A 26,380-nucleotide genomic window follows, 5' to 3' on the forward strand; every position below is an offset into this window, starting at 1 on the left:
ATTTTAAAAAATAATGAACAAAAAATAATAAAAGTTAAATTAAATTAAAAGTAAAAACAATTTATCACAATAATGATAAAAAATCATAAATTATTTTTGAAGCGGAAACTGCAGTAATATCTCCCAATCTGTCACCAGCTGTTTCAACAACATCCATCCCGACAACATTTTTTAAAGATAAAGTTTGAAGCATAGCTTCTATATGGCCATACGCTATTCCGTTGGGAGTTGGGTTGCCTACAGTCGGAGCAATAGACGGATCAAAAACATCCATATCAATAGACAAATAAATTGGAGTGTCAATAATACTCAAATAATATTCTATATTATCCAGATGATGAAATACATCATTATTTTTAAATGTTGTGATATTTGACTGGTTTTTAACAAAATCTTCCTCTTCCTTTGAAGCTGACCTGATGCCAATCTGAACCAATTCCTTAACACCCATTTCATGAACCCTTTTCATGACACTGGCATGGGAATACAGCTCTCCAATAAAAGTATCTGCCAGATCCCTATGAGCATCCAAATGGACAACAGTCAGATCATCATATTTTTTAGTTAATGAATTAAGAACACCAATAGTCAAACTATGTTCTCCACCAATAGTCAGAGGTTTGATTTTTAAATCAGACAGTTCGTTAACAGTATCTTCAATTATGTCACATGTTTTTTTACAGTTTCCAAAAACAACATTTACGTCTCCGAAATCGTAAAAAATATTGTCCAATTGTGTATTAAAAATAGTATTATATTTTTCAAACCCATAGGAAGCTTCTCTAACTACTATGGGTCCAAAACGTGAACCAGGATGATAAGATGTTGTACTGTCAAACGGAACACCAATTATTCCCCAAGCACCCTCTTTAAGGTTGTTAAAATCAGTTTCTTCCTGGGAAAAAGCAAATTTCCATGGTTCATATGTGTTTAAAAGCATAATAAATCAAAAAAGAACTAAATAAAATTATTTAGTTCTCATAATTTTCATATTTCCTAAAGCTACGATGTAATCTACTTCAATACCTTCAGTGATTTGGTCTTTTAATTCTTCAGGCATAGGTAAATCTAAAGTGTCGTAGTTTTCCATATCCATTAACTGAACATTGTTACCTTGGATAGATAATACCTGACCAACCCTTTTATCGATAATTGGAATATCTACTTTGGTATCTACAGGTTTAACAATACTTCTTTTTTGGTTATCGAAAATACCTACAGCTTCTAATCTAGCTTTAGCAGCACCATGTTTACCTGGGGATGAAGTAGTTAAACTTGTGATTTTAGATGCTTCCCCACCTAATACGATATATTTACCAACTTTTAATGTTTTAATCTCTACAACTTTTGTTGACATTAATTTTCCTCCATAAATTAAAAAATAGATTTAAATAAGTAATCTATAATAAGAATTATTTTAGATTAATAATAATTCTATCCAACATTTTATATAAATTATTCGTTTTAACAAGTAGGACTTCAATAATAAATATTAAATAGAAATTACAAATTTAAAACAAAGTGATAAAAATGAAAATAGCTATTGTATCAGGAAAAGATGAGGGTCCAACAAGGTTAAATGCATTTGACAATGCACTAACTGCTGCTGGAATAGGAGACGTCAATTTAATTAAAGTATCAAGTATGCTTGGAAAAAACACTCAAGTTAAAGACCTGCCAAAACTCAAACCTGGAGCTATGGTTAATTGTGTACTTTCTTCAGTTACCTCAAGCAAGCCTGGAGATACAATAACTGCAGTTGTTGCAGTAGCTATTGGGGAAAAATTAGGCTGTGTAGTTGAAACAACTGGAACAAACAAGGACCCGCAGGATTTGATTGGTGAAGCTAACTTCATGGTAAACTACATGATGGAAAAACGTGAAGTGGAAATTAAAGATATTATAATTGAGTCCGCCAGTACAACTGTTGAAAATATAGCTTCAGTTGTAGCTTCAGTTGTTTATTTGAATGATGAAATAATTGAGGGATAAAATATGGATGCGAAAGATAAAAAAATAGCTACAGACCTTTGTTACGATATTATAAAAGAGGTAGGAAGAGCTATCAGACCATATGTCGGAAAACCTGAATCAGGAGAAAAAGTTAAAATGGGGGCTGACGGCACTCCAACATCATATATTGATGTTATAGCTGAAGATCAAGTAATTAACATTTTAAAAAATGCTCCTATACGCTCATACATCATTAGTGAAGAAATTGGAGAACTGAAAGTTGGATACGGAAAAAAAGAAAGTGTTGTTTTAACTCAGGAACTTAGAAGAACTGATTTAACTCCGGAACAAAAACCCAAATTCATATTCTTAATAGACCCTATTGACGGTACAAGCAATGCAATTAAGGAAATACCTGCATATGGAATTTCAATAGCTGTTGCAAATGTTCCTGATGGCAGATTAGCTACTTTAAATGATGTTGAATTAGGTTTTATCAGCAACTTCGGAAACGGCAATTTCTTTGAAGCTGAAAAAGGAAAAGGATGCTGGTTGAATAATGAAGAGGTGCACCCCTCAGATATTGTAAACATCAGTGATATGTCTCTTGGAGGATTTACTAAAAGCGGAACCAAAGCAGCTTCCAAATTAGTTGACAATGCAAGGCGCATGCGTGTTTTAGGTTCTGTTGTTTTGGAACTTTCATATGTAGCCAGCGGAAGATATGATGCATTTCTTGATTTGAGAGGCAGCAGAATAATAGATATTGCAGCTTCCAAATTGATTGTTGAAGAAGCCGGAGGAATCATCACCAACAAATACGGTGAAAAACTGGACAATAAATTAAGTATCTATGAAAGAACAATTGTTGTTGCAGCAAATAACAATATACTCCACAAACAGATAATCGATATCTTAAATGACAATGAAAGTGATGTTATCGGAGAAGTTGGGGTAGTAAGCCGTGTAGATGAATACCATGCAATATTATTCTCTGTAAAAATCATAGATTATCTTTTGAATAACGGTATTGATGTAGTCATTGAAAGGACACTGGCCAGAAAGCTTGAAAAACTTAAAAAAGACCCTAATTTGAAAAATATAATTAACACAACCATAAAAGAGCATCCTGAATTAAAGGACCAGTTGAAAAATTTAAACTTTAACATTGAATTTAAATTGCTCTCACAAAGTATACAAGACTTTAAAAGCGATATGGCAATTATTCTTGGTGGAGACGGAACCCTTTTAAGAACACAGACTAAAATGACTGAAGAAATACCAATATTTGGAATTAATATGGGTACAGTAGGATTTTTAACTGAAATTGAAGTTAATGAAACATTTGATTCACTTAAAAAAATATTAAAAGGAGAATATTACCTTGAAAAAAGAACAAAATTAGTTGTTTCCCATGAAAACCACCATTATTCTGCACTGAATGAAGTTGTTGTAATGACTGACGAACCTTCAAAAATGCTTCATTTCCAGGTTCAGGTAGACGGAGAAATCATTGAAGAATTCAGAGCTGACGGTCTTATCATATCAACTCCAAGCGGTTCTACAGCATATTCCATGTCTGCAGGAGGTCCGATTGTTGATCCGAATGTAGGAGGATTTATCATCATCCCAATTTGTCCGTATAAATTAGGTGTAAGGCCATTTATCGTGTCTGATGAAAGTGAAATTATTGTCAAATTACTTAAAAAAGGTAAAACCGCAGTATTTGTAATGGACGGCCAAATAAATGAGGAAGCAGAATATCAGGAAGAAATCAGATTCAAAAAATCAGACAAACACGTTTACTTCATAAGAAACTCAAATAAATGTTTCTATAAAAAAGTTAAAGACAAGTTAAATGAGGGAGGCATCAACAACTAATGAACAGCCTCGTAATTGACATGACTCACGGAGGAGTGAAAATAGCCGTCAGTCTTGCAAAAAAAGATGAAACAGTCTATGCCTATGACATTTACAACACTTTGAAAAGTGTTGATAAAAAAATGTTAGCGGTTTATAATGTTAAAATTATAGATTTGGACTATTTAAAAAACTTAAACGGAAATTTAAGAGTTATCTATCCTGTTCATTTACCTTTAACTAAAAGAGATATTGAAAAGTATAATCCCTCTTTAAATTATACTTTTTTAACCCATCACGAAATAATTAAAGAACTTCTGAAAAACTGGGGCAATGACATTCCCAAAATTGAAGTTACAGGAGTTAAAGGAAAAACCAGCTGCGTTTTTATGCTTAAAGAAATCTTAATTGATAAAAACCCACTAATTTTATCCAGCTTAGGTGCATTATTATATGAAAATGGAGTGAAAAAAACATTAAAACAAAATATATCAATTACTCCTGCAAATATTAAAGAAACAATTGACCTTGCATATAAAATAGCTAACCCTGTATGCGAAATAGCTGCAGGGAAATGCGATAGCCAAAATCTTAAAAAATATGGGTGTGCAATTTTTGAAAGTTCACTTGGAGCCAGCGGAATTGGAGATGTAGGGCTTTTGACAAACATAGTTGAAAATTATCCAATAGCTAAAAATAAAAGAACAGCCAGTGAAGCTAAAAGTCAGATATTCAATTGCAGCATCGTAGCTATCCAAAAAGAAACATTAGATGAATTCTACAAAAACATCGAACATAAAAAGATAAATACTTTTTCCCTAAATAACAATGCTGACGTAACTGTTAAAAATATAGAATATGATTTGGATAAAACACTGTTTGATATAAGTTATAACAATATAATAACTGCCAACGGTGAGGTAATCTCCGGAGAATTTAAGGTTGAAACATTTGCTCCAGGAAAACATCATGTAAAAAATGTTTTGGGAGTTATTGCAACTTGTTTATCATTAAACATTCCAAAAGAAAAAATAATCAAAGGACTGGCCAATTATAAAGGAATTAAAGGAAGAACCAATAAAAAAATCATTGAAAATTCAACAATAATAGAAGAAATCAATCCCGGAATCAATACAAAAGCTATTGAAGAGTCCATAAACATGATAAGAAATTTGGATGATTATTACATAGCCATTGGTGGAGATTACGGAATAACATGTGAAGAAATTGATGAATCTAAAGTCAGCACTTATCTGGACACTCTTGATTACAATATCATTTTAACCGGAGAAGTAGGTGAAGGAATTTTAAAAAAAATGAATAAACCGGTAAAATATTCAAAAAACTTCCAGGATGTTTATAAACAAGCTATACACAACAATAAAAACCTGCTTTTGATTTATCGCTCAGATTACAGAAAACTTAATAAAAGATAATCAAAAATGTAACATTAGTTTTACATAAAATTGAAACATTTAATAAATATTAGCTAAATATTATAATTTGTAATTTAATGATAGTTATATGTTAAAATTTATTATTAAATTAGAAATAATACTTTTAAATTGGAGATTATATTTTGAATGTTGGAACAAGAGGAAGTCAATTAGCACTTGCACAAACTAATCAAGTTTGTAAAGATTTAGCATCAATTACTAATGAAAATATTGATGTTAACATAATTAAAACAAAAGGCGACAAAATAACTAATTCTCAATTATATAACATGGATGCAAAAGGTCTTTTTACTAAAGAACTTGATAAAGCATTGCTTGAAGAAGAAATAGATTTTGCAGTACATAGTTTTAAAGATTTACCAACTGAATTAGATGAAGAACTTGAAATAGCAGCAGTTCCAAAACGTGTAGCTCCAAATGAAGTACTGATCTCTAATAAAAACTGGGATGAACTAGGCCCTAATTCCAAACTTGGAACTAGCAGCCTCAGAAGAGAAGCTTTTTGTAATTACCACAATAAATGCTTTGAACTCAAACCAATTAGAGGCAATATTGAAACCAGAATCAGCAAAGTTAACGGTAGCGATTTAGATGCAACACTTATGGCTCAGGCAGGACTAATAAGATTAAATCTTACACAACACATAAAAACAGTGTTTCCCCTAGATTATATCACACCTGCAGCAGGTCAGGGTGCATTAGCCATCATAACCCGAAAAGATTCTGATAAAAAAGAAATTATTTCTAAATTAAATGACTATCAATCCCGGCAAGAAGTATTTGCTGAAAAACAAGTGCTTGAAGAACTAGGTGTAGGTTGTCAATGGCCAATTGGTGCTATAGCCCAAATGAAGGACAAACAATTTTGTATATACTCAATCCTATTAACCAAAGAAGGAGAAGTTCTAAAAGAACATACTGAAAAAGGATCAATAAGAGATGCTGTCCAATTTGGTAAAAAAATAGGAAAAGTTTTTAAGGATTATGTTTAATTGGAGGAATAAAATTGAGAACAGTAAATGTAGGAGTTATTGGAGTAGGTGCAATGGGATACAACCATGCACGTGTATATTATAAATTAGAAGAAGCTAATTTAGTTGCTGTTAGTGATGTAAGTGAAAGAACTTTAAATAAAGTAGCTAAAAAATATGATGCAAAAGGTTTCACTGATTATGAAGATTTACTCAAAGATCCTGAAATAGAAGTAGTTAGCGTATGTGTTCCAACTACCTTCCACCATGATGTTGTAATGGAAGCTATTAAACATGGAAAACATGTATTAGTTGAAAAACCAATAGCTTTTACCCTAAAAGAAGCAGAAGATATGATTGCTGCTGCAAAAGAAGCTGGAGTTATTTTAGCAACAGGACATGTGGAAAGATTCAATCCGGCTGTTCAAAAAGCTAAAGAACTCATTGATAATGATGTTATTGGAGATATCGTATCTGCATCTGCAAAAAGAGTAGGACCATTCCCTCCAAGAATAAAAGATGTTGGAGTAACTATTGATTTAGCTATTCATGATTTGGATGTAATGAACTACTTATTTGATGAGGATGTTATTCAGGTTTACGGAACCATGAACAGTATCCTGGAAAAATGTGAATTTGAAGACCATGCTGAAATCATGATTAACTTCAAAAATGAATCTACAGGAATTCTGGAAGTAAACTGGTTAACTCCATACAAAAGGAGACAAATTGAAATTACAGGAACTGACGGAATCATTTCAGTAGACTATATCGAACAAAGCATTGACGTATACGGTAAATTCGCTCAGGATATTGATATTAAACATGAAGAACCATTAAAAGAAGAATTAAGGTCCTTTTTAAATGCAGTTGTTAATGGAACTGAACCTGAAATTACCGGTGAAGACGGTCTTAAAGCACTTAAAATGGTAATAGCTGCTACAAAATCCTCCAGAGAACATAAACCTATTAGCTTTGATGAAATTGAATAGGTGATTTTAATGAAACAAAAATTAATTAAAAAAGCTCAAGAGCTTAGACAACATGGTTTTACAACTGGTGAAATAGCTGATGAACTTAATGTAAGTATGGATACTGCCAGATGGTTAACTCTCCAAAAACCTGCTGAAGAAAAACCAGAAGCTCCTGTTGACTTTTTTATAAATTGGAAAAGTTTAGGTGGAAATTCAACCCGTTTAAGATATGTTTCCGGAGCTTTAAGTGATATGGCATTATCACATGGAGAAGCTGAAGTAATTCTTGGAATAGCTGTCAGCGGAATACCATTTGCAACTATGATGGCTGACTTTCTAGAAGACATGAGTGGAGTTGAAACTTCCCTTGCAGTATACCACCCTCACAAACACAGAAAAGAAAAAGACGACGGCGAAGGAGCTATAAGTACCAATTTCGGATCTGTTGAAGGTAAAAAAGTTGTAATTGTTGATGATGTTATAACCAGCGGTAAAACTGTAAAAGAAGTTATTCATGCAGTAAAAGACCATGGTGGAGAACCTATAGCTGTTACTGTATTAATCGACAAATCAGGACTTTCTGAAATTGAAGAAGTTCCTATCGAATCTTTAATTAAAGTAGGTAGATTATAAACCTACATTTTTACTATTTTTTATAAAAAAAGAAAAAGAATAGTCATAAAGACTAATCATAATTTTAAATTATTCTTCGTTTAATTTTCTGCGTTTGTATCCAACAAATATTAACAAAGCAACGATTATAATTAATATAATAGAAGCAATAATTGTATTCGGATTACTTTTCATTATATTTTTATCAATTTCATATGCTTTTACAGATTTGGAGTCATCACCTGCAGAACTTCCAGCACTTTTTGCATTTGATCCTGAAGAGGATTTTGTGCTACTTGCTGGAGATGGATTTCCGTCAAGGCTTGGACTGTCACTAGATGAAGTACTGCTATTTGTACGAACAGTTCCACCATATGAATTGGATCTTGAGTCTCCAGTGTCTGTATTTGAATTCAAGAAATTAATCAAAGCATCAAGTAAACTTACACCTAATTTGTTAGAATTTTTATCTGTACTACTAGTGCCGTTAGACGGATTTTTTGATCCTCCATCATCACCAGATAAATCAGGGACATCCACATAACCTGCATCACCGTCAGGTCTATCTGGAACATTTGGATTTTTATCATCACCATCGTCAGGAGTTACAATAACACTACTTCCGTCACCAGGTTTAGGAAGTAAAGGATTTCTATTAGGGAAATCAGGGAACCATGGTTTTATTTTTGAACCATCAACCTTATTTGTCAAATTGTTCACATTGGTAGGAGTCGTATAATTAAATTCAGAACCTCCGTCAACATGATTGTAAATTTCCGCATAATAATCAAATGCATTGACTACACGATTATTATAATATGAAGTATTATAAAATTTTCCTTTCGTATTGAATGCATCATAACTGGCTTTCGCATCTTTCCTAGTAGATATTAATAAATTATCAACAATAACCGAATTCTCAGCACTTATTAGAGAAATCGCATATTTTGCATCACTAGTAACTGTATTATTTTTAATTACAAATGTATGGTTACCTTTAGTTGATTGAGAATAACTTATACCGTACATATTGTCATTGTCCTTAACTTCCGCAACACTATGAACTTCAATTGTATTATTAATAATAGTATCGTTAGAATCCTGAACTTCTATACCTGCAACAAGTGCCCAGCTATCATTACCTGCCAATCCTGTCACGTTAATCTTATTATGAGCAATATACAATTGTGTATCACCATAATAATTTTGTGAATAGATTCCTATGTTTGGCCCGTTAGATATTGAATACAAATCATTATTAGTTATATTTATCTTCTTAGAAGGTCCGGTAATTTGTATAGGGTATGCAGTACCGGCAGATAACATTCCGCCAGTAGTTAAAATAGCTATATTATTAGAATCTAATGTCAAACTATTTACACGCCATACATCAATACCATAAAGATAATTATTAAGACCTGGGAAAGTTAAGAAATCTTCCATATACAAAGTATTGTTTTTAACAAGACAATCATTTGAATCGGCAATAATTATACCGTCCAATGTAGGGAAAGGACTTCCTGGCCTTTTATTAACAATACTTGCAACAATATTTCCGATAAATGTTAAATTATTACTGTACTCAATACCTACACTTGCCACATAATTAGAATTTAAATCAGCTCCAACTGCTCCGAAATTAACATCCCTCAACGGAAGCTGAGTATAAATACTGTTATTTGCAATTAATGCATTAGGACAGTTACTTACTTTTAAAGCATAATTATAGGTATTTGCCTTATAATTATGGCCTTCAAAGTTGATTATACAGTTAATAACTTCCAAACCACTAATTGGAGCAATTCTTCTTCCAACTGCAGAAATGCCGTAACCTTCACTATCACGAGGAACATTATAATTTATAACACAATCACGTATATGCGTATTATTGGCCAATGTAAGAATTGCCGCACCATCAGCATCTTTGAAATCAAAATCATTAACTAATGTGAAATTAGCTAAGGTAACATCTTTACCATTAATCAAAAATGCAACATTTTGCAAAGTAAAATTATTACCTAAAATAGTTACATTATTTGCTTCAATTTTTAAAAGACCTAAATTATCAAAGTTTTGAGTTAATACAAATTTGGTATTAGAATGCTCAACCCCCAAAGTACCGTCAACAAAATATTCATCGATGTTAAATATGGTCAAATTAACTGTATCAGAATCATTTTGATCATCAATGTCCGGATTATCAGGATCAACTGGAAAATCCGGAATATCTGGAATGTCAGGCACATCTGGAACTTCTGGTGCATCACCAACAATTATAATATTAGGCACAGTAGTATTTTCACCTAATGTTGATAAATCATTTGCAGAAACGCATCCCATAATCACGAAAAATAACATTAACAAAGATGTAATTATTATTTTTCGACTTAATTTAATCTTTTTCACCTCTTTTTAGTTTTAATAAAATCTTTTAAAACTAAAATAAGTCATTTTATAAGATTAAAAAAAACTTATTTAAAGTTCAAACTAAAAGACAATTAAGTATATGTAAAAAATAGTTTATATATTTATCCTTAAAATAAAATCAAAAGAGATTAATTGAATAATCTCTTTTTTAAAATATTCGTATTGTGTTTCCTGTTTGGAAATTGTTCCAGCAGGAAGTTATGATGTATTCTCCATGCATCAATCTAATGTTTAATTTGGCCATACCGTTATTGTCTGTGACTTTATAGTAAAATACTCCGTTTACATTAAATGATACGTTTTGGTTAGCCAGTGGTTTTCCCTGACCGTCTAATGTCTGTGCAGTAAAGCTGCTTCCGTCCAGGTATTTCATGTTCAAGTTTTTAGTAACCAATGTAGGCAATACACTGACTTTGTTTCCAATAACCAATCCGTCAAACATAGTTGTAATGATATATTCTCCAGGCCTTAGAGATATTCCCAGACTTGCAACACCATTACTGTCAGTTGTCCTGTGATAAAACACACCATTGATGTTAAAAGTCACTTCCTTATTTACAGCCAAGCTCCCATCCTTGTTATAAATGGTTGCTTCAAATCTTGAAGCATTTAAATAGTACTTGGTTAAATCCTTTTGAACAATCAATGAGTTTACAGTAATAATATTGCTTGATTGCTCACCTGTAACAAGATTTATCACAGTTATAACATACTTGCCAGGATTTAAGTTAATGCCCATCATAGCTATTCCCTTATCGTTGGTGGTTTTGGTGTAAAAGACACCATTGATATTGAACTGAACGTTTTTGTTTTTAAGGAAATTACCATGAGAATCAGTAAATATTGCATAATATTGTGTGCTGTTTCTAAACATTTTAACAACATCCAATCCTTTAACAGTTGGTTCAATAGTGACATTTGCATGCTTGGTTATTGGAGTATAGTTTAATAATCCTTTAAATTTAACAACAACAGAATATATTCCACTGTCCAGATTCAAACCCAAACTCACACTACCTTTCTCATCAGTTATCTTATCATAACTTCTTCCATTGATAATTATTTCAATTGCAGCACCACCAATAGGATTTCCCTGTTTGTCTGTTAGGGTTGCTACAAATCTGGTGCCGTCATGATAAATCATTTTAACATCAGGAGCATTTAAAATAACATTGTAATCAACAGGCAGGACTTCAAAAACACCAGTATCTACAGCTCGAGAAATTTTATCAGTTCCTTTATAAGTTGCAGAATATGTGTATTTACCAACTGAAGGTTTTTCAATGCTTCTTACACCAATTCCGTCAACTACAACGATTTTATAAAATTTAGTGTTAATTTCCAAAGTTACATTGCCTGTAATCAGCTGACCGTCCAGAGTTTTAAGAATTGCAGTAACTACCATGTCATCTTCATATACTTCAACATTTACCTTCAAAACACTTACAGTTTGATTTACTGAAATAACCATAGTTGTATTTGAGCTTAAATAGTTATTATCACCATTATATGTAGCCACAACAACATATGAACCACTATTTAAAGGTGAAATAAGCCATGACGCATTGCCTCCAACAATAGTCTTATTTCTTGGTGAATATAATCCCAAAATCCTGAAAGTAACATTTCCAGTTGCATCATCATTTACAACAGCCCAAATCCTAACATTTTTATTAAATTCTATTTCACCAGTGATAATTTCAATATTTGAATTAGCTTTGGCTACATCAAATGATTTTTCATCAGATGATTTGGAATAAACAGAATTTCCCAAATAATCTGCCCTAACACTATAAGTTCCTGCATTTAACTTATTAAAAGTAGCTATTGCTTTGCCGTTTATAATTTCTACTGTTTTAGTTAAATTTCCAAGGATAAAAGTAACATTACCCGTTGCTCCAGAGGTTACACTGGCCAGTACAGTTATATTTTCACCATAAACAGTATTGTTTACATCAATGACAGTTTCTGAAAGTGAATTTTTAATATTGAATGTCATGTCGGCAGTACTGCTGTTGTAATTAGCATCTCCAGAATACATTACTTTTAAACTATGATTTCCTAAAGTCAAATCAGGAATTGCAATTGCAGCTATTCCATTATTAAGTGTTTTTGTATATGTTGTTCCATCTACAATAAATGTAATTTCTCCTGTTGCATCATTTGGAAGAGTTACTGTAATTACTTCATCCTGTCCTGCGAGAACATCCTTAATGTCCACATCTAATTTTGGAGTGCCTTTGGATACTGTGAATGTAGCTGTTTTTGATAGTTTGGAATTATAAACAGCTTCTACAGTATAAGTACCCAGTTTTAATCCGCTCAAACTATATCTGGCATTTCCTGAGATTACATCAACAGTTTTGTTTAAATGATTTTTAATTATAAATGTAACAGTTCCGTTAATTAAAGCATTGAAATTAGCATTGATAATTGCATTTTCACCATATCCTATATCAGCTACTGTTAAATTAAAATCAAGAGGTTTGACTGTAATGGTGTTGTATACTGTTGTATAATCATATGTAGCAGATATTGTGTAATTTCCGGAAGTCAGATTGAGAGGAAGTGAAGCCTTACCTGCATTATTTGTAGTTACCTTATATGTTGTGCCGTTAACTTCAATTAAAACAATCACATAAGTAAAGGGATTTCCGTCCAGATCAGTTACTTTAACTGTGTATTTGGATCCGTCTTCTTCAACCATTATAATGTCCTCACCGGTTAAGATACATTTTGCAGATATATTTACCGTTGTATTCCATGACGCATCATCATAATAGCTATCTCCAGGATAGTATACATAAACATAATTAGTTCCTTTTGTAAAGTTAACAGAAACATTAGCTATTCCATTAACCAGCTTTGCCTGATAAAGTACATTATTTACATAAACTCCAATAAGACCAGTACAATTACCCGGGTTTGTTTTTATATTGACAATACCTGTAAGGTCATCATTTTGAATAACATCAACAGTCAAATTGCAGCTTTCTTTTAAAACCACAAATGACGTTGATGCCGTTGAACCGGCATATTTATTGTCACCAGGATAAATGACAGTTACATCATATTTTCCGCCGGTTAAATTATGGAGTGTAATCTCAGTTATTTCATCTTTTAAAAATATTTTGCTTTCAACACCATTTATAATAAGTGTTGCTTCCCCTTTAACATCTTTAGGGTTTATTTTAATAGTTATTGTTGCATTTTCACCTGCTTTAACATCACTGGCATTAACACTCAGATTTGTATCATATTTATTTACTTTCAATAATCCGCTGACTGAAGCCATTTCATAAAGCTGTTCATCAAGTTCACTGCCCCATGTTTCAATTGTAATGTTGTACACGCCAGCTCCACCATAATTTCTAATTGTAACCTGAATATCCTCCTTATTTATAACAATCATCTGTACACGTTTACCGTTAATACTTAAATATGCATAAATTTGAACTCCTTTAGGAGATGTATGTATATTGACCTTTGCAATTTCCCCAACATTAATTTCAGGAATTGAAATGTTTAAATTAATAGGGCATTTATTTACTGTGACAGTTTTATGAACAAATGATCTGAAATATTCGTCATTTCCCATATAAACAAGATTTAATGTATGATTTCCGGCAAGCAAATCAGGTATGTTAAAAGTTGCCTTACCATTGACTAAGTTTTCAGTGTATGTTTTTCCACCAATTATAAGTGAAACATTTCCTTCAGGCAAAATTGAATCTATGCCATTTACGGCTACATCAACAACAAGAGTTTCAGTATAATTGATGTCATTGACACTTACAGTCATATTTGATACAAGTTTACCTACATCAACCAATACTTTTTGAGTAAAATTCCTTAAACTGATTGAAACTTCATAACTTCCTTTCTTTTGAGTCCAGTTATAGCTTATAACAGCGCTTCCATTATCCAGTTTTTTGGTTATTGTCTGTGCAGTTCCATTAACCCATGTATTAAATGAAACATCAAAAATAGGGAATAAACTAATATCAACAGGCTTTCCACTGCTTGATTTCCAAATAGCTGAAATATCAGTTGACTCGTTTATATTAAGAGCACTGTATTCCGGAGACCCTACCAACATCAGCCAGGAATTTACTTTATCAACATTGGATTTGTTCACCGGCTTTTTATTGGATCCCCACCAATTATTGTCCAGACAAATGTTTTCACCACCGTCTGCAAAGAAATCAGCATAACTTTCAGCCAGCGGCTTGTTATTTAAAAATGCAGAATAGCTTATGTCTATTTCCCCTACAGTGTAAATATTGACAGTACCTTTATAAACAGGAATAGCACTATCTTTTATACCTCCATTATTTGCAAAAATACATCCAACAGCTTTTAAACTACCTTCATTATAAATAACACCATAAAGAGTATTGAATAAAGCTCTAGTTACAAAAGAATCCTTAATAGTAGAATTTATCATAGTACAATTTCCGGAATTAAAAAGAACTGCTCCCTTAACCTGCTGAGCAGTACTACTACCAGACATTACAACTCTGGTTAATGTTAAATTACCATTATTAGAAATTGATCCTCCGAATGCAAAGTCTCCAACATATGAACCCTTAAATGTGGAATCAAAGATTTTTAAAGTACCATTATTGTAAACATCACTTCCATGCGCAGAATTACGTGCTTCAGAAGTCATTGAATTACTGTTGAATCTGGAATTAATAATTGTCATATTACCAGAATTACTAATGGCTGCTCCGTAATTGTCCTTACTTATAGATGAAGTATGTTCAATACGGTTATTGTTAAATGCACAATTGCTAATAAAGACTGTTGCTTTTTTAACATCCAACACTGCACCATATACGCTTTTCTGGTCATAATAAAGATCCGCTTTTTTAAATGCATTAATAAAAGTTATATTGCTAATACTGACAGTTACACCATCGGAAATTGTAAAAAAATAGTTTTTGTTTAATCCGTCAAATACAGTGTTAACAGAACCTACAATATTTACAGACTTGGCTATATTAATTTTTGAATTTGCAGAACCGCTGTATGTTCCATTATCTATGTAAATCGTAGTATTGTCTTTAGCTAAATATATTGCCCAATCCAATGAGTTAGTGGCACTGCCCCATGAAGTAGCATTAGCATAGCTATTACCATTTACACTAACATAAAGACAATCGCCGTTATTTTCCTCGCCAACTGCATGGTTATTATTAATTTCACCAATTACAGGATCACCCTGAAAATCATCAAGTGTATCATTAGTTAAATCGGCAGCACTGACACTAGCCAAACCCAGCAAACTGCATAAAATCAATATTAATACAGCAGTTAACAACCTACCATGTTTCAATTTTTCAAACCTCCTTTAAAATACAATTTATTTTATATTTTATAAAATATATTTGACTAATGATAATTAAAGTTATCAAAAAATGAACAGGCATCTAAAAAAAATTATCATTAATTAAACATCATCTTTATTATATCAAATATATTAAAGAATACAATTAAAAGTTTTAGTATAAAAATATATAAAATTAACGATAAATTGAAATTATTATTTTCCAATACAGATTAATGTTTTTTTATTTTTAGATAATAATTTTGAAGATGCATTTTGTTTATATTGTTTTTTAAAAATTAGTTATTTATATTTTCAAATAACAATAAAAATTGCTTAAACTTGTTTTATGAAAAGATTATCATTTTATTTAAAAAAAGAAAAATAAGTAATGAAATTATACAGTTTAAACATTACTTGTATCAATAGATTTAATTATAATATTTACAGGATTGTCACTATTGGAAACATCCCAATCGGATGGATCATTTGCGGCACAAACAATATAACTGGAACCATCTACTTCACAAACATACCCATATATTGGCATACCGTCTTTATCATAAGCTTGCTCAAATACTTTTATATCACCGAATCCGGAAACATCTTTTTGACTTTTGAAAGTGTAACCTTTTGATTCAAGAGTTTTTTTTGCATCATCAGGACTTTTAGCATCACTAGCTAAAACAATAATTGCAAGATCATCTTTAACTAAAGCAGTATTCCCGTCACCATCATCTTGAACTGTAAAACCGTCAGGAACTGTAAAAGTTGCCCCGTCAGGTAAAGTAAGATCTTCAGCAGCCACCATACCTACAGTAATTGCAGCTACAACACACAAAAGCAATGCAACCACTATTTTTGAATTTAACTTCATTTAAATCATTATCTCCAAATTATTAAAAATAATTTACTTTTATTCTAATAAAAATGTATAAAATTCAAAAATTAAAAACATCTTTTTAAATTCATTGCATTTCCATTTTTATTGAATATCTATGTTTTAATATATTTCAAGTAAAAAACACGATTATTTCATCAATTCAGCTAAAAAAAACAGAATTTTTCAATAAATCCTTATGAAAAAGGATTATTATATAAAATTTACTGCCATTAAAAATATTAATAGTTTGGCAAAAATCAGATGGTGTTAAATATTGATTTAATCACCCTAACACCAATTATAAACATTTTCTTTAAAAAAAAGTAAAAATTTGTAAAAAATAAAAGCAGCTATGAAAAATAGCTGCTTAATGTACTAATAAAACATCTTTTTTAAAGGAGTGAATAACTTTTTCAGCTACACTTCCAATAAAGAATTTTGTAACTCTACCTTTACCAGATGATGAAATAGCTATTAATCCAACATCCTCTTCTTCTGCAACTTTAACAATAGTTTCTGCAGGAAAACCAACAAGAACTTTAGTTGTAACATTAAGATTTGGATCAAATTTAGCTTTCATTTTATCCACATTAAATTGAGCTTCATCTAAGAAAGATTGATTTAATTTATCAATATCTTCTTTACTTTGGAATTGGTGTGGAGTCAATTCAGATGCAACTGACAATATGATGATTTCACCATCTTCAGCAAGTAAATCTCCAACTTTTTCAACTTCTTTTTCTGCAGCTTCTGATCCATCAGTAGGAACTAAAATTTTTTTATACATAATTTTTCACCTCATGAAAAATGTTTAGTTCATGCATTTTTTATTTTAATTTAAACTATTTAATAAATATTATGAAAATAATTTTTAGCTATAGAAGTAATTTATTATAATAATTAAGAAAACCCGGAATTTGTACAATATCACAAATTAAAAGCTGAAAAATAAAATTTAGCCAGTCAAATAGACAAAAAACAATGTTTTTATGAAATTTTTCTTAAAAAAAAGTTAAAAGCTATAGAATTAACTATAGCCAAGTTAAATAAATCTAAACGATTCCTTGAGCATTCATTGCATCTACTACTTTTTCAAAACCAGCTATGTTTGCACCGACTACGTAATTTTTCTCAAATCCATAGGTTTTAGCTGCTTCATCAACATTAGCAAAGATGTTTTCCATAATGACTTTAAGTCTTTTATCAACTTTATCAAAGTCCCATGAGAATCTTTGAGAGTTTTGAGCCATTTCTAATGCAGAAGTAGCTACACCACCAGCATTGGAAGCTTTTCCTGGTCCAAATAATACATCATTGTCTTGTAAGTATTCAGTAGCTTCAATAGAAGTAGGCATGTTTGCACCTTCAGCAACTGCAACAACACCATTAGCTACTAACTGTTTAGCATCATCTAAAAGTAATTCGTTTTGAGTTGCACATGGAAGAGCAATATCACATTTAACAGACCATACACCTTTACCTTCGTGATATTCTGCACTTGGTCTTGCTTCAGCATATTCAGTTAGTCTTGCACGTTTTACTTCTTTTACTTCTTTTACTTCTTTTAATAATTCTACATCAATTCCTTCAGGATCATAAATCCAACCGGTAGAATCAGAACAGGTTACAGGATTACCGCCTAATTGTTGTGCTTTTTCAATAGCATAAATAGCTACATTACCTGCACCGGATACTGCAATAGTTTTTCCTTTAATATCAATGTCATTTGCTTTTAACATTGCATCAGTAAAGTATAATAATCCGTATCCTGTAGCTTCAGTTCTTGCTAATGAACCACCATAAGATAATGCTTTACCAGTTAATACTCCTTCAGATAATCCCCTAATCCTTTTGTATTGACCATATAAGAAACCAATTTCTCTACCACCAACACCAATATCTCCTGCTGGAACATCAGTGTCTGCACCAATGTATTTGAATAATTCAGTCATGAAACTTTGACAGAATGCCATGATTTCCCTGTCAGATTTTCCTTTAGGATCAAAGTCGGAACCTCCTTTACCTCCACCAATTGCAAGGCCTGTTAAGGAGTTTTTGAAAATTTGTTCAAAACCTAAGAATTTAATAATACCCACATTTACTGAAGGGTGGAAACGTAATCCACCTTTGTAAGGCCCAATTGCACTGTTGAATTGTACACGGTATCCAGTATTTACTTGTACTTGTCCATTGTCATCTACCCATGGAACACGGAATTTTAATTGTCTTTCCGGGTTAACTAACCTTTCAAGAAGTGCATTCTTTTTATATTCTTCTTCATTTGCTTCAATAACAACCCTTAAAGATTCCAATACTTCTTTTACAGCCTGATGGAATTCTGGTTCAGAAGGGTTCTGTTTTACAGTTAATTCTATTACATCATCTACGTAAGACATAATATTTCTCCTCCGTTAATTAAAATATATAATTACGGAATTTTCTAGAAATTGATTAAAAAATTCAAAAATCTATTTGAATAAATAATAATATTTTCTAAAAATTTCCAACACTTGTTCAGTGTATATCATTAAATAACATTCAGATTTTGACCTGGAATAACCAAGAATATTTAACAATATGATAATTACTATATATTTTCTATTATTAAAAACTTTCACTTTTCTAAATAAAAATAAAAAAATATTCAATACAATTAATAAATGAATTGGACAAAATTATATGTTTACAAAAAAACAGTAGGTATTTATATAGTACTTTTTACATAATAATCTACGAAAACAGGTAAAAATCATTTTTCAGTAGACAAAAAATAAAAACGATGAATGATTTTTAAAATTTTCTAAATAAATATTATAATAACTAAACAAACATACAAAATTAAATAAAAAAAATTAAAAAAGAGAGAGTTAAAATGGCTGTATACAAACCAACTGATGAAATAAAAATACCCCAATCCAAATATGATAAATTAAAAGAGGATTATTTAAAAAATCCGAAAACTGCTTATTCACTTTATGCCAAATTCAATAAGGAATATCCTATGGATAAAAAAGTATTTATTGAAATCATAGATAAAATCAGGATAGATGAAGGTGCAACTGCTTTTAACCCGATTAAAAAAACAAAAAGAGCAAATAATCCATTTAGCTATTATGATAAGCATCCTGACAGCTATATTTGTATGGAATATTCAAAATAAAACCACATAGTACCTATAATTAAATAGTGATTTTATGGTATTCATTAGATTAGGTGGTGAAAAAGTTGAAGGATTTTATTTCCATAATAACTGGAAAGTTCAAGTTGATTATGGTATGAATATGACAGAAATACCATTTTCAGATTATAATGAAATTGATGAATCATCATTACCTTCTAAAGATGTACTTTATTGTAGAGGAGGTAGATCTAGTGATTATTTTAGAATATTGAAATTATTCAAAGACGGAAAATTAATAAGTGAAGTTATAGAAAAGAATCCTAATTATGTTCCAAGAGATACTCAATTGAAAATGTTGGAAGATCATGTGATTATTGGGGAAGATGTGGAAAGAGTATTTAATTTTCCTAATGGTTATTCCGCTAAAATTGAGTATTGGATTTCACCAACAGAACGTGATTATAAACATGGATTTTACACAGCTAAATATAGAAAATTAATTTTATCGGATGATAAAGATAATATTATTTCTGATATTTTTGAAGATAATCCTAATTACCGTAGTTTTGATAAGATTTGTTGGGATTATTCTGATACTTCAGGTAGATTCTAATACCATTATTTTTTGAACATTTCCCCCACATAAACCACCATATCTAATTCATAACCATAAACTGAAGGTTCACCATGACTGATGAAGAAGACAGCTATGTTTGTATGGAATATTCAAAATAAAAACCATGATTGGAATTAAAAATATTTATCCAACATGGTATCTTAAAATCGCTGCAACTCCACCAAATGCTCTTAAGAGTTGCATACCTTCTTCAGTTTCTGTAGAAATAAGCTCAACTTCAGAATTCATTTCTTCAGCTTTTTCAACAAAATCTTCAATTAAAGTTTGTGAAGATTCTTCTTTTAAAATTTCACCACAATTGGAACATGGTTTTTCAAGTTTATCTGCTTCACTTTGAGATTTGACAGTAATTTCCTCTTCATTGCCGCAGCTAGGACATTTGAAAACTTTACGCATTGCAGTTAAATCTTCAGATAATAATAATGTGTCAACTGCACCCATAATTAAGTTAGTCCTGACTTCCCTTTCACCATAAGAAGCAAGCCCTTTATCTTTAACTAACTCATGGAGGAATTTTTGAACTACTTTTTTCTCCTGCATAACATCCAAATCATTTAAAATATCTGCAGATTTGTCTATTACTTCCCTAATACCAAATTCCCCAGTATATGAAGTATCTACAGTAGCTATGATTTTATCTTTAATTTCGTAGTTAAGATAATCACCTTTTACAAATTCTTCTTTTGTAAAACCTGGACCTCCAATAATAACTCCTTCAAGTTCTTCCAAAGCTAAGAAATCTTCATTCATGTGTTCTCCGATACGTTTTTTAAACTCATGAGCAGCCAAATCAATTACACGATCAAACCTTCTTTGTGATTGACCTCCTGCTTTGTGTTTTCCCGGAACACCACTTGTCAAATGGTTTAAAATGTTTACTTTTTTACCTCTTAAAGTAGCTATTGTAGCTTCTTTTCTGTCAATAACTGCCAAACCATAAGTTTCCCTTTCTTCAATCATATACTCAAGAGGTTCTAAGAAAAACTCATTGTTACACTGGTACCAGTAAGTTGTAATAGGTTCCGGAGGTTCAAAAACATAAGTTTCCATTTTTTCAGTTCCTGGACCTCCTCTTGGAATCATACCTACAAAAAGAACCAGTCCATTTTCAGGAGCTGCTTTAAATAATCTTATCCTTTGCATAATTACTTCAATAGCTGACTGTACATTCTTTCTTGTTTGCTTACTCTTGATGTTAGCACTTTGTCCGAGTTCATCCCTCATTTGTTTACCAACATCACTAATTTGTTTATCATGAGGAATATAAACGGAAACAAGCTCTGTACCTCTACCTTTTTTCTCTGATAACTCTTTTAAAGTTTTTTTAAATTTATATAATTCTTTTGATGATACTTCTGCCATGTTAATCCCTTAAATTAATATAATAATATATTTATGTAATTTCACCTTATAAATAATTAATGAAAGAACTTTAAATACTATAAATACTAACTATTAATAACGAAGATGATAATATGGTTTTAAGAAGATGTCCAAACTGTCGCTCAACATGTGATGACCAATACGGATTTTGTATCAAATGCGGATATGAGTTCCCGAAAATAACAGAAAGTGAAAATGCTTGTCCTTACTGTGGATTTGCAAATCCTGATGAAGCTACATTTTGTGTTAAATGTGGTACACCACTAATTTTCAAAAACCAATTAAACGGAGTTAACACAACACTAAACCCAATAGTTATCAAAAAAGAAATCAGCAAAAATTCCATGAAACAAGAGGAATATAAACCTACCAGCAAAATAATAATCATTTTAGGTTATATCTTTTCTTTACTTGGAGGACTAATTGGAGTAATACTGGCAATTTACCTTGCAACAAGAAAAGATCCTGTAGCTAAAAAACACGGATATATCCAACTAACAATTTTAGTATTATATGGAATTTTAATATTAACACTATACTTAACTGGAAATCTTGATTTGACTGCAATTGATAATGCTACCCAAATGTTAAGCAATAATTTAACCAGCATTAAACCTTAACCGGCAGATACATAACGATAGCACCATCACCGTTATTGTAATAATGTGGAACTTTTCTATCCACTTCAAAATTAAATTTTTTATAAAATTCAATAGCTCCTTCATTATTTTCATTTACTTCCAAAAGTATTTTGTTTATTTTAAATAATGACAGGACATTTATAGCTTTCAGCAGCAATTTTGTTCCTGCTTGTTTTCTTTGATAATCTTTATCAACTGCCAGAGATATGATGTGGCCTTCATTTTCATATTTTATCCAAAACAAGACATAACCTACAACATAACCATCATCTTCAGCTACTAAAAAACCTGCACCAATATCATACAACTGCTTAAACATGTTTAGCTCATAAGACTCATCAAAAGACATCTTTTCTATTTCACAAACACGTTTCAAATCATTTGGGACAAATTCTCTAATTATCATCTATAAACCTATAATTTAAATTAATCTTGAAAGATATATATCATTAGATAAATATATAATTTTTGAGGTTAGAAAAATGTGGGATGATTTCGCAGAGTTCATTTTAACACAGGCAACTGAAAATCCGACAAGAATAGTGGAAATAGCCGTCGGGAAATTTGACGGAGTATACCAATACCTAAAGAGAAACGAAAATATAGAAATTATCAAAACCGATATTTTGCCAAATGATGATGAAGTAATAAAAGATGACATTACAAATCCTAACTTGGAATTATATGAAAATGCCGATATTATATATTCCATTCGCCCACCAAGTGAATTGCAACCCCATATAGAAAGACTGTCACGAAAAGTTGACGGAACTTTTATCATAAAACCTTTGTGTAATGAAGATTTAAATATAAGTTCACACAAAGTGAAATTGAAAAATTATAAAAAAGCAAGTTTTTACATATTATAGGTGTGTCTTTAATGGAAGAATTTTTAAAAAAATACAATACTTCAGAAGAAGGGCTGAGTTCTAATGAAGTAACAAAACGCCAAAATCAAAATGGGCTGAATGAATTAAAAGAAAAAAAGAAAAAAAGTGCGGTTATGCTCTTTTTAGAACAGTTCATTGATGTTTTAATAGCTCTCCTTATTGTTGCAGCCATTGCAGCATATTTTGTTGGAGACGTTATCGACTCATGTGTAATTTTAATAGCTGTACTTTTAAATACAGTAATCGGATTCATACAGGAATACCGTTCAGAAAAAGCAATTGAAATGCTTAAAAGCGTTACAACATCATATGCAGTTGTTAAAAGAGATGGGCAGGTGCAAAAAATTGATGCAAAAGAATTAACCATCGGAGATATTGTAATTCTTGAAGAGGGAGACAAGATTCCTGCAGATTTAGTACTTATTGAAACCAACAGACTGAAAGTTGATGAATCAAATTTGACCGGAGAATCTGTACCTGTTGAAAAATCTCCAAAAGAAGAAGCATATATGGATTCAAATGTAACTTTAGGAAACGGAGTGGGAATTGTAACTGCCATAGGTATGGACACATCAATAGGAAAAATAGCTGAAGTGATTCAGGAAGAAAAGGGAGAAACTCCTCTTCAAAAGAAAATGGACAAACTTGGAAAAACACTTTCCGTAATAGCTATTATTGTTTGTGTATTTATATTCATTTTTGAATTATTCAGAGGAATTCCTATTGTTGGAACATTTTTAACAGCAGTTTCACTTGCAGTAGCTGCTATACCTGAAGGTTTGCCTGCAGTTTTAACATTGACATTAGCTTTGGGAATGCAACAACTGACCAAATCCAATGCAATTGTCCGCAGACTGCTTTCAGTAGAAACTTTAGGTTCATGTACTGTTATCTGCAGTGACAAAACAGGAACATTAACTGAAAATAAAATGACTGTCAGAGATGCATTTTTCTATAATGAAAACAAATCTTTAGAAATCAATGCACTTTGTAACAATTCCACAATCAGAGACGGCAAAACTATCGGAGATCCGACAGACGGTGCTGTTTTAAAATACAGTCAGGACAATAACTATTTTAAAGAGGATTTGCAGGAAAAATTCCCTAGAGTTGATGAAATCCCATTAGACAGCAGCCGTAAAATGATGACCACTATACATGAAAATGGTGAAAAGTATTTGGTTCTCACTAAAGGTGCTCCAGAAATCATTATCGGCAAATGTAAACACATAGATAACAATGGAAGTGTTGAAATTCTTGATGATTCTGTAAAGGAAACACTAACTGAAAAAATAAATGAAATGAGTGATAATGCATTAAGAGTTTTGGGAATTGCATATAAAAATACCGAAAATATTGGAGACAATGTAGAAAATGATTTGATATTTACAGGACTTGTCGGAATAATTGATCCTCCAAAGGAAAATGTTGACAAATCAATAGCTGCATGTAAAAAAGCTGGAATTAAAGTAAGAATGATAACAGGAGACCATCTAAAAACAGCAGCATCTATTGCCCGCGAAATTGGAATCCTGACAGACGGGAAAGTAATTGACGGTGAAACTCTGGATAAATTAAGTGATGAAGAGTACTTTGAGATGGTAGACGACATACAAGTTTATGCAAGAGTAAAACCAGAGCAGAAAATGAGAATTGTTGAAACCCTAAAGCAAAAAGGCGAAATTGTTTCAATGACAGGGGATGGAGTAAACGATGCTCCTGCACTTAAAAATGCATCTATAGGAGTGGCTATGGGATCAGGTACTGATGTTGCAAAAGAATCAGGAGATATGATTATTCAGGACGACAACTTTGAAACAATAGTAACTGCCATTCGTGAAGGGCGTAAAATATACGACAACATTAAAAGATTTGTCAAATTCCAGGTATCAACAAATGTCGGAGCTATTTTAACAATTGTCGGAACAAGTATTTTCATGCTTCCGGTGCCATTTAACCCTGTACAACTGCTTTGGATTAACATTGTAATGGACGGACCTCCTGCCCAAACTTTAGGAATGGAAGGTAGCGAAAGAAATATTATGACAAGACAGCCTGAAACAGGAGATATTCTGAATAAAAAGGTATTGATAAAAATATTTATTGCAGGTCTTGTAATGGCAATAGGTTCAATAGCGCTGTTCAGCTACAAATTGGCAATTGGCGCAAGTCAAAAGCAGGCAATGACTGTAGCATTTACCTTATTTGTAATGTACCAGTTATTCAATGCATACAATTCAAAATCAAATTCCGCCAAAAAAAGCACTTACCTTTATTTGGCCATTATAGCATGTTTCATATTGCAGGTATTGATTGTATATATACCTGAGCTGCAAATAATATTCAGAACAACCAGCATCGGACTTACAGACTGGATATTAATATTCATAATTGCAGCTACAATATTAGTGTCAAACAGAATAGCAAACAAAATTGTGGTAGAATGAAAAAACTAAACATCCTCCTTATTGGCGGAACAAAGGACGCAAGCAACATAACAAAACACATAAAGGAAAAATATGATTCATATATCCTGACTACAACAACTACAGAATACGGATCAAAATTAGCTATTGAGTCTGGAAGTGATGACACAATAGCTAAACCACTTTTAAAAGATGAATTCATAACACTTATTGAAAATAATGAATTCAATCTTTTAATTGATGCAACTCATCCTTATGCATCACACATCACCCAAACTACTGTTAGCCTATCCAAATTATTCAGCATAGCTTATATTCGCTTTGAAAGACCACCATCAAACCTTGATAATGTTGACACATCAAGAGTTCGTGAAGTAACTTCCCTTGATGAAGCAGGACAATTAATAGCTAACGAGTTTACTTCAGGAAACGTGTTGCATCTTGCAGGAGCCAATACCATGGAACCTATTTTAAAATATGTTCCTGTAAACAGGTTTTATGCAAGAATTTTAAAAGTTCCGAAATCTGTGGAAAAATGCAAAATGCTAAATCTTCCTGAGGAACATATCATACCAATGAAAGGTACATCCAGCTTAGAGGAAAACCTAAAAATAATTGAAGAAACACAAGCAAGTGTTATGATAACAAAAGAAAGTGGTGATATCGGAGGAGTAACTAATAAAATTAATGCTGCTAATTTAAAAGATATAGGTGTCATCATGTTAAAACGTCCAAAAATCAGAGATTTAAATAAAAATGACATTGTTTCTAATTTAGACGAATTAGATGAAAAAATAAATAACTGTTTTTAAA

Annotated in this window: 21 protein-coding genes; 12 read left to right on the forward strand and 9 right to left on the reverse strand. The window is 31.5% G+C overall.

The window, feature by feature from the left end; genetic code table 11:
* Positions 1–64 precede the first annotated feature (64 nt).
* Together speB and MSM_RS04385 are read right to left on the reverse strand one after the other, a co-directional pair.
* Entirely contained in the window at positions 65–940 is an 876-nt protein-coding gene (speB, locus tag MSM_RS04380; RefSeq protein WP_011954142.1) for an agmatinase, read from the reverse strand.
* A 27-nt stretch (positions 941–967) separates the two neighbouring features.
* Complete coding sequence (locus MSM_RS04385; protein WP_004033052.1) at positions 968–1,357, reverse strand: translation initiation factor IF-5A; 390 nt, start codon at positions 1,355–1,357, stop codon at positions 968–970.
* 173 nt (positions 1,358–1,530) lie between these two features.
* On the opposite strand from MSM_RS04385, the gene MSM_RS04390 reads away from it, so the two are divergent.
* The 6 genes from MSM_RS04390 (at position 1,531) to MSM_RS04415 (ending at position 7,848) form a co-directional block, all read left to right on the forward strand.
* Positions 1,531–1,992: a pyruvoyl-dependent arginine decarboxylase gene (locus MSM_RS04390; protein WP_011954143.1), complete on the forward strand. Its 462-nt coding sequence runs from the start codon at positions 1,531–1,533 to the stop codon at positions 1,990–1,992.
* A gap of 3 nt (positions 1,993–1,995) precedes the next feature.
* A complete protein-coding gene (locus MSM_RS04395) occupies positions 1,996–3,834 on the forward strand; it encodes a bifunctional NADP phosphatase/NAD kinase (RefSeq protein WP_011954144.1) in 1,839 nt (612 codons plus the stop codon).
* On the forward strand, positions 3,834–5,249 hold the full coding sequence (gene cfbE, locus MSM_RS04400; RefSeq protein ID WP_011954145.1) for a coenzyme F430 synthase: 1,416 nt from the start codon (positions 3,834–3,836) through the stop codon (positions 5,247–5,249). Before MSM_RS04395 ends, cfbE begins: the two co-directional genes overlap by 1 nt.
* A 143-nt stretch (positions 5,250–5,392) precedes the next feature.
* Entirely contained in the window at positions 5,393–6,262 is an 870-nt protein-coding gene (gene hemC / locus MSM_RS04405) for a hydroxymethylbilane synthase (protein ID WP_004033048.1), read from the forward strand.
* Positions 6,263–6,276: 14 nt separating this feature from the next.
* Positions 6,277–7,233 (forward strand): Gfo/Idh/MocA family protein, encoded by a 957-nt coding sequence (locus tag MSM_RS04410; protein WP_004033047.1) that lies wholly within the window; start codon positions 6,277–6,279, stop codon positions 7,231–7,233.
* Between the two features lie 9 nt (positions 7,234–7,242).
* A complete protein-coding gene (locus tag MSM_RS04415) occupies positions 7,243–7,848 on the forward strand; it encodes an orotate phosphoribosyltransferase-like protein (protein WP_011954146.1) in 606 nt (201 codons plus the stop codon).
* Between the two features lie 69 nt (positions 7,849–7,917).
* On the opposite strand, the gene MSM_RS04420 is transcribed toward MSM_RS04415, so the two are convergent.
* The 5 genes from MSM_RS04420 to gdhA all read right to left on the reverse strand — a co-directional run bounded on the left by MSM_RS04420 (position 7,918) and on the right by gdhA (position 18,865).
* Positions 7,918–10,167, reverse strand: coding sequence for a right-handed parallel beta-helix repeat-containing protein (locus MSM_RS04420; protein ID WP_048058614.1), 2,250 nt, complete (start codon positions 10,165–10,167; stop codon positions 7,918–7,920).
* 235 nt (positions 10,168–10,402) lie between these two features.
* Positions 10,403–15,595, reverse strand: a complete 5,193-nt coding sequence (locus MSM_RS04425) for an Ig-like domain repeat protein (RefSeq protein WP_011954148.1) — start codon at positions 15,593–15,595, stop codon at positions 10,403–10,405.
* A gap of 397 nt (positions 15,596–15,992) precedes the next feature.
* Positions 15,993–16,463, reverse strand: coding sequence for a hypothetical protein (locus tag MSM_RS04430; RefSeq protein ID WP_011954149.1), 471 nt, complete (start codon positions 16,461–16,463; stop codon positions 15,993–15,995).
* A 373-nt stretch (positions 16,464–16,836) separates the two neighbouring features.
* The gene (locus MSM_RS04435) at positions 16,837–17,256 is read right to left on the reverse strand and encodes a universal stress protein (protein ID WP_004033042.1); all 420 of its coding nucleotides are present in this window, start codon (positions 17,254–17,256) and stop codon (positions 16,837–16,839) included.
* 265 nt (positions 17,257–17,521) lie between these two features.
* Entirely contained in the window at positions 17,522–18,865 is a 1,344-nt protein-coding gene (gene gdhA / locus MSM_RS04440) for an NADP-specific glutamate dehydrogenase (protein WP_011954150.1), read from the reverse strand.
* Between the two features lie 476 nt (positions 18,866–19,341).
* Here gdhA and MSM_RS04445 point away from each other — a divergent pair, with 476 nt between their 5' ends.
* Positions 19,342–19,629 (forward strand): hypothetical protein, encoded by a 288-nt coding sequence (locus MSM_RS04445; protein WP_011954151.1) that lies wholly within the window; start codon positions 19,342–19,344, stop codon positions 19,627–19,629.
* Between the two features lie 34 nt (positions 19,630–19,663).
* Complete coding sequence (locus tag MSM_RS04450; protein WP_011954152.1) at positions 19,664–20,203, forward strand: hypothetical protein; 540 nt, start codon at positions 19,664–19,666, stop codon at positions 20,201–20,203.
* Between the two features lie 147 nt (positions 20,204–20,350).
* Here MSM_RS04450 and prf1 read toward each other — a convergent pair whose 3' ends face one another.
* Positions 20,351–21,589 carry a peptide chain release factor aRF-1 gene (gene prf1, locus MSM_RS04455; protein WP_011954153.1) on the reverse strand — a complete coding sequence of 413 codons (1,239 nt, stop codon included), beginning with the start codon at positions 21,587–21,589 and terminating at the stop codon, positions 20,351–20,353.
* Between the two features lie 113 nt (positions 21,590–21,702).
* Between prf1 and MSM_RS04460 the strand changes: the two genes are divergently transcribed.
* A complete protein-coding gene (locus MSM_RS04460; protein ID WP_004033038.1) occupies positions 21,703–22,230 on the forward strand; it encodes a zinc ribbon domain-containing protein in 528 nt (175 codons plus the stop codon).
* Here MSM_RS04460 and rimI read toward each other — a convergent pair.
* On the reverse strand, positions 22,220–22,657 hold the full coding sequence (gene rimI / locus MSM_RS04465) for a ribosomal protein S18-alanine N-acetyltransferase (protein ID WP_004033037.1): 438 nt from the start codon (positions 22,655–22,657) through the stop codon (positions 22,220–22,222). The two genes, MSM_RS04460 and rimI, sit on opposite strands and share 11 nt — an antisense overlap.
* Positions 22,658–22,733: 76 nt before the next feature.
* On the opposite strand from rimI, the gene MSM_RS04470 reads away from it, so the two are divergent.
* The 3 genes from MSM_RS04470 to cobK are packed head-to-tail and all read left to right on the forward strand — an operon-like array spanning position 22,734 to position 26,379.
* Complete coding sequence (locus MSM_RS04470) at positions 22,734–23,120, forward strand: UPF0146 family protein (RefSeq protein WP_004033036.1); 387 nt, start codon at positions 22,734–22,736, stop codon at positions 23,118–23,120.
* Between the two features lie 11 nt (positions 23,121–23,131).
* On the forward strand, positions 23,132–25,588 hold the full coding sequence (locus MSM_RS04475) for a calcium-translocating P-type ATPase, PMCA-type (protein WP_011954154.1): 2,457 nt from the start codon (positions 23,132–23,134) through the stop codon (positions 25,586–25,588).
* Positions 25,585–26,379: a precorrin-6A reductase gene (cobK, locus tag MSM_RS04480; RefSeq protein WP_011954155.1), complete on the forward strand. Its 795-nt coding sequence runs from the start codon at positions 25,585–25,587 to the stop codon at positions 26,377–26,379. The genes MSM_RS04475 and cobK overlap by 4 nt, the downstream gene beginning before the upstream one ends.
* The last annotated feature ends 1 nt before the right edge of the window (position 26,380 follow it).

Origin of the sequence: Methanobrevibacter smithii ATCC 35061 (assembly GCF_000016525.1) — an archaeon.
In the GTDB taxonomy this organism is placed as follows: domain Archaea; phylum Methanobacteriota; class Methanobacteria; order Methanobacteriales; family Methanobacteriaceae; genus Methanocatella; species Methanocatella smithii.

What these genes read in the sequence shown, in the direction of transcription:
- MSM_RS04445 (WP_011954151.1), top strand. Translation starts at nt 19,342, where the DNA reads ATGGCTGTATACAAACCAACTGATGAAATAAAAATACCCCAATCCAAA.
- speB (WP_011954142.1), bottom strand. Translation starts at nt 940, where the DNA reads ATGCTTTTAAACACATATGAACCATGGAAATTTGCTTTTTCCCAGGAA.
- MSM_RS04415 (WP_011954146.1), top strand. Translation starts at nt 7,243, where the DNA reads ATGAAACAAAAATTAATTAAAAAAGCTCAAGAGCTTAGACAACATGGT.
- MSM_RS04470 (WP_004033036.1), top strand. Translation starts at nt 22,734, where the DNA reads ATGTGGGATGATTTCGCAGAGTTCATTTTAACACAGGCAACTGAAAAT.
- MSM_RS04435 (WP_004033042.1), bottom strand. Translation starts at nt 17,256, where the DNA reads ATGTATAAAAAAATTTTAGTTCCTACTGATGGATCAGAAGCTGCAGAA.
- MSM_RS04460 (WP_004033038.1), top strand. Translation starts at nt 21,703, where the DNA reads ATGGTTTTAAGAAGATGTCCAAACTGTCGCTCAACATGTGATGACCAA.
- MSM_RS04385 (WP_004033052.1), bottom strand. Translation starts at nt 1,357, where the DNA reads ATGTCAACAAAAGTTGTAGAGATTAAAACATTAAAAGTTGGTAAATAT.
- MSM_RS04450 (WP_011954152.1), top strand. Translation starts at nt 19,664, where the DNA reads ATGGTATTCATTAGATTAGGTGGTGAAAAAGTTGAAGGATTTTATTTC.
- MSM_RS04475 (WP_011954154.1), top strand. Translation starts at nt 23,132, where the DNA reads ATGGAAGAATTTTTAAAAAAATACAATACTTCAGAAGAAGGGCTGAGT.
- MSM_RS04390 (WP_011954143.1), top strand. Translation starts at nt 1,531, where the DNA reads ATGAAAATAGCTATTGTATCAGGAAAAGATGAGGGTCCAACAAGGTTA.
- cfbE (WP_011954145.1), top strand. Translation starts at nt 3,834, where the DNA reads ATGAACAGCCTCGTAATTGACATGACTCACGGAGGAGTGAAAATAGCC.
- prf1 (WP_011954153.1), bottom strand. Translation starts at nt 21,589, where the DNA reads ATGGCAGAAGTATCATCAAAAGAATTATATAAATTTAAAAAAACTTTA.
- rimI (WP_004033037.1), bottom strand. Translation starts at nt 22,657, where the DNA reads ATGATAATTAGAGAATTTGTCCCAAATGATTTGAAACGTGTTTGTGAA.
- MSM_RS04395 (WP_011954144.1), top strand. Translation starts at nt 1,996, where the DNA reads ATGGATGCGAAAGATAAAAAAATAGCTACAGACCTTTGTTACGATATT.
- gdhA (WP_011954150.1), bottom strand. Translation starts at nt 18,865, where the DNA reads ATGTCTTACGTAGATGATGTAATAGAATTAACTGTAAAACAGAACCCT.
- cobK (WP_011954155.1), top strand. Translation starts at nt 25,585, where the DNA reads ATGAAAAAACTAAACATCCTCCTTATTGGCGGAACAAAGGACGCAAGC.
- MSM_RS04430 (WP_011954149.1), bottom strand. Translation starts at nt 16,463, where the DNA reads ATGAAGTTAAATTCAAAAATAGTGGTTGCATTGCTTTTGTGTGTTGTA.
- MSM_RS04420 (WP_048058614.1), bottom strand. Translation starts at nt 10,167, where the DNA reads ATGGGATGCGTTTCTGCAAATGATTTATCAACATTAGGTGAAAATACT.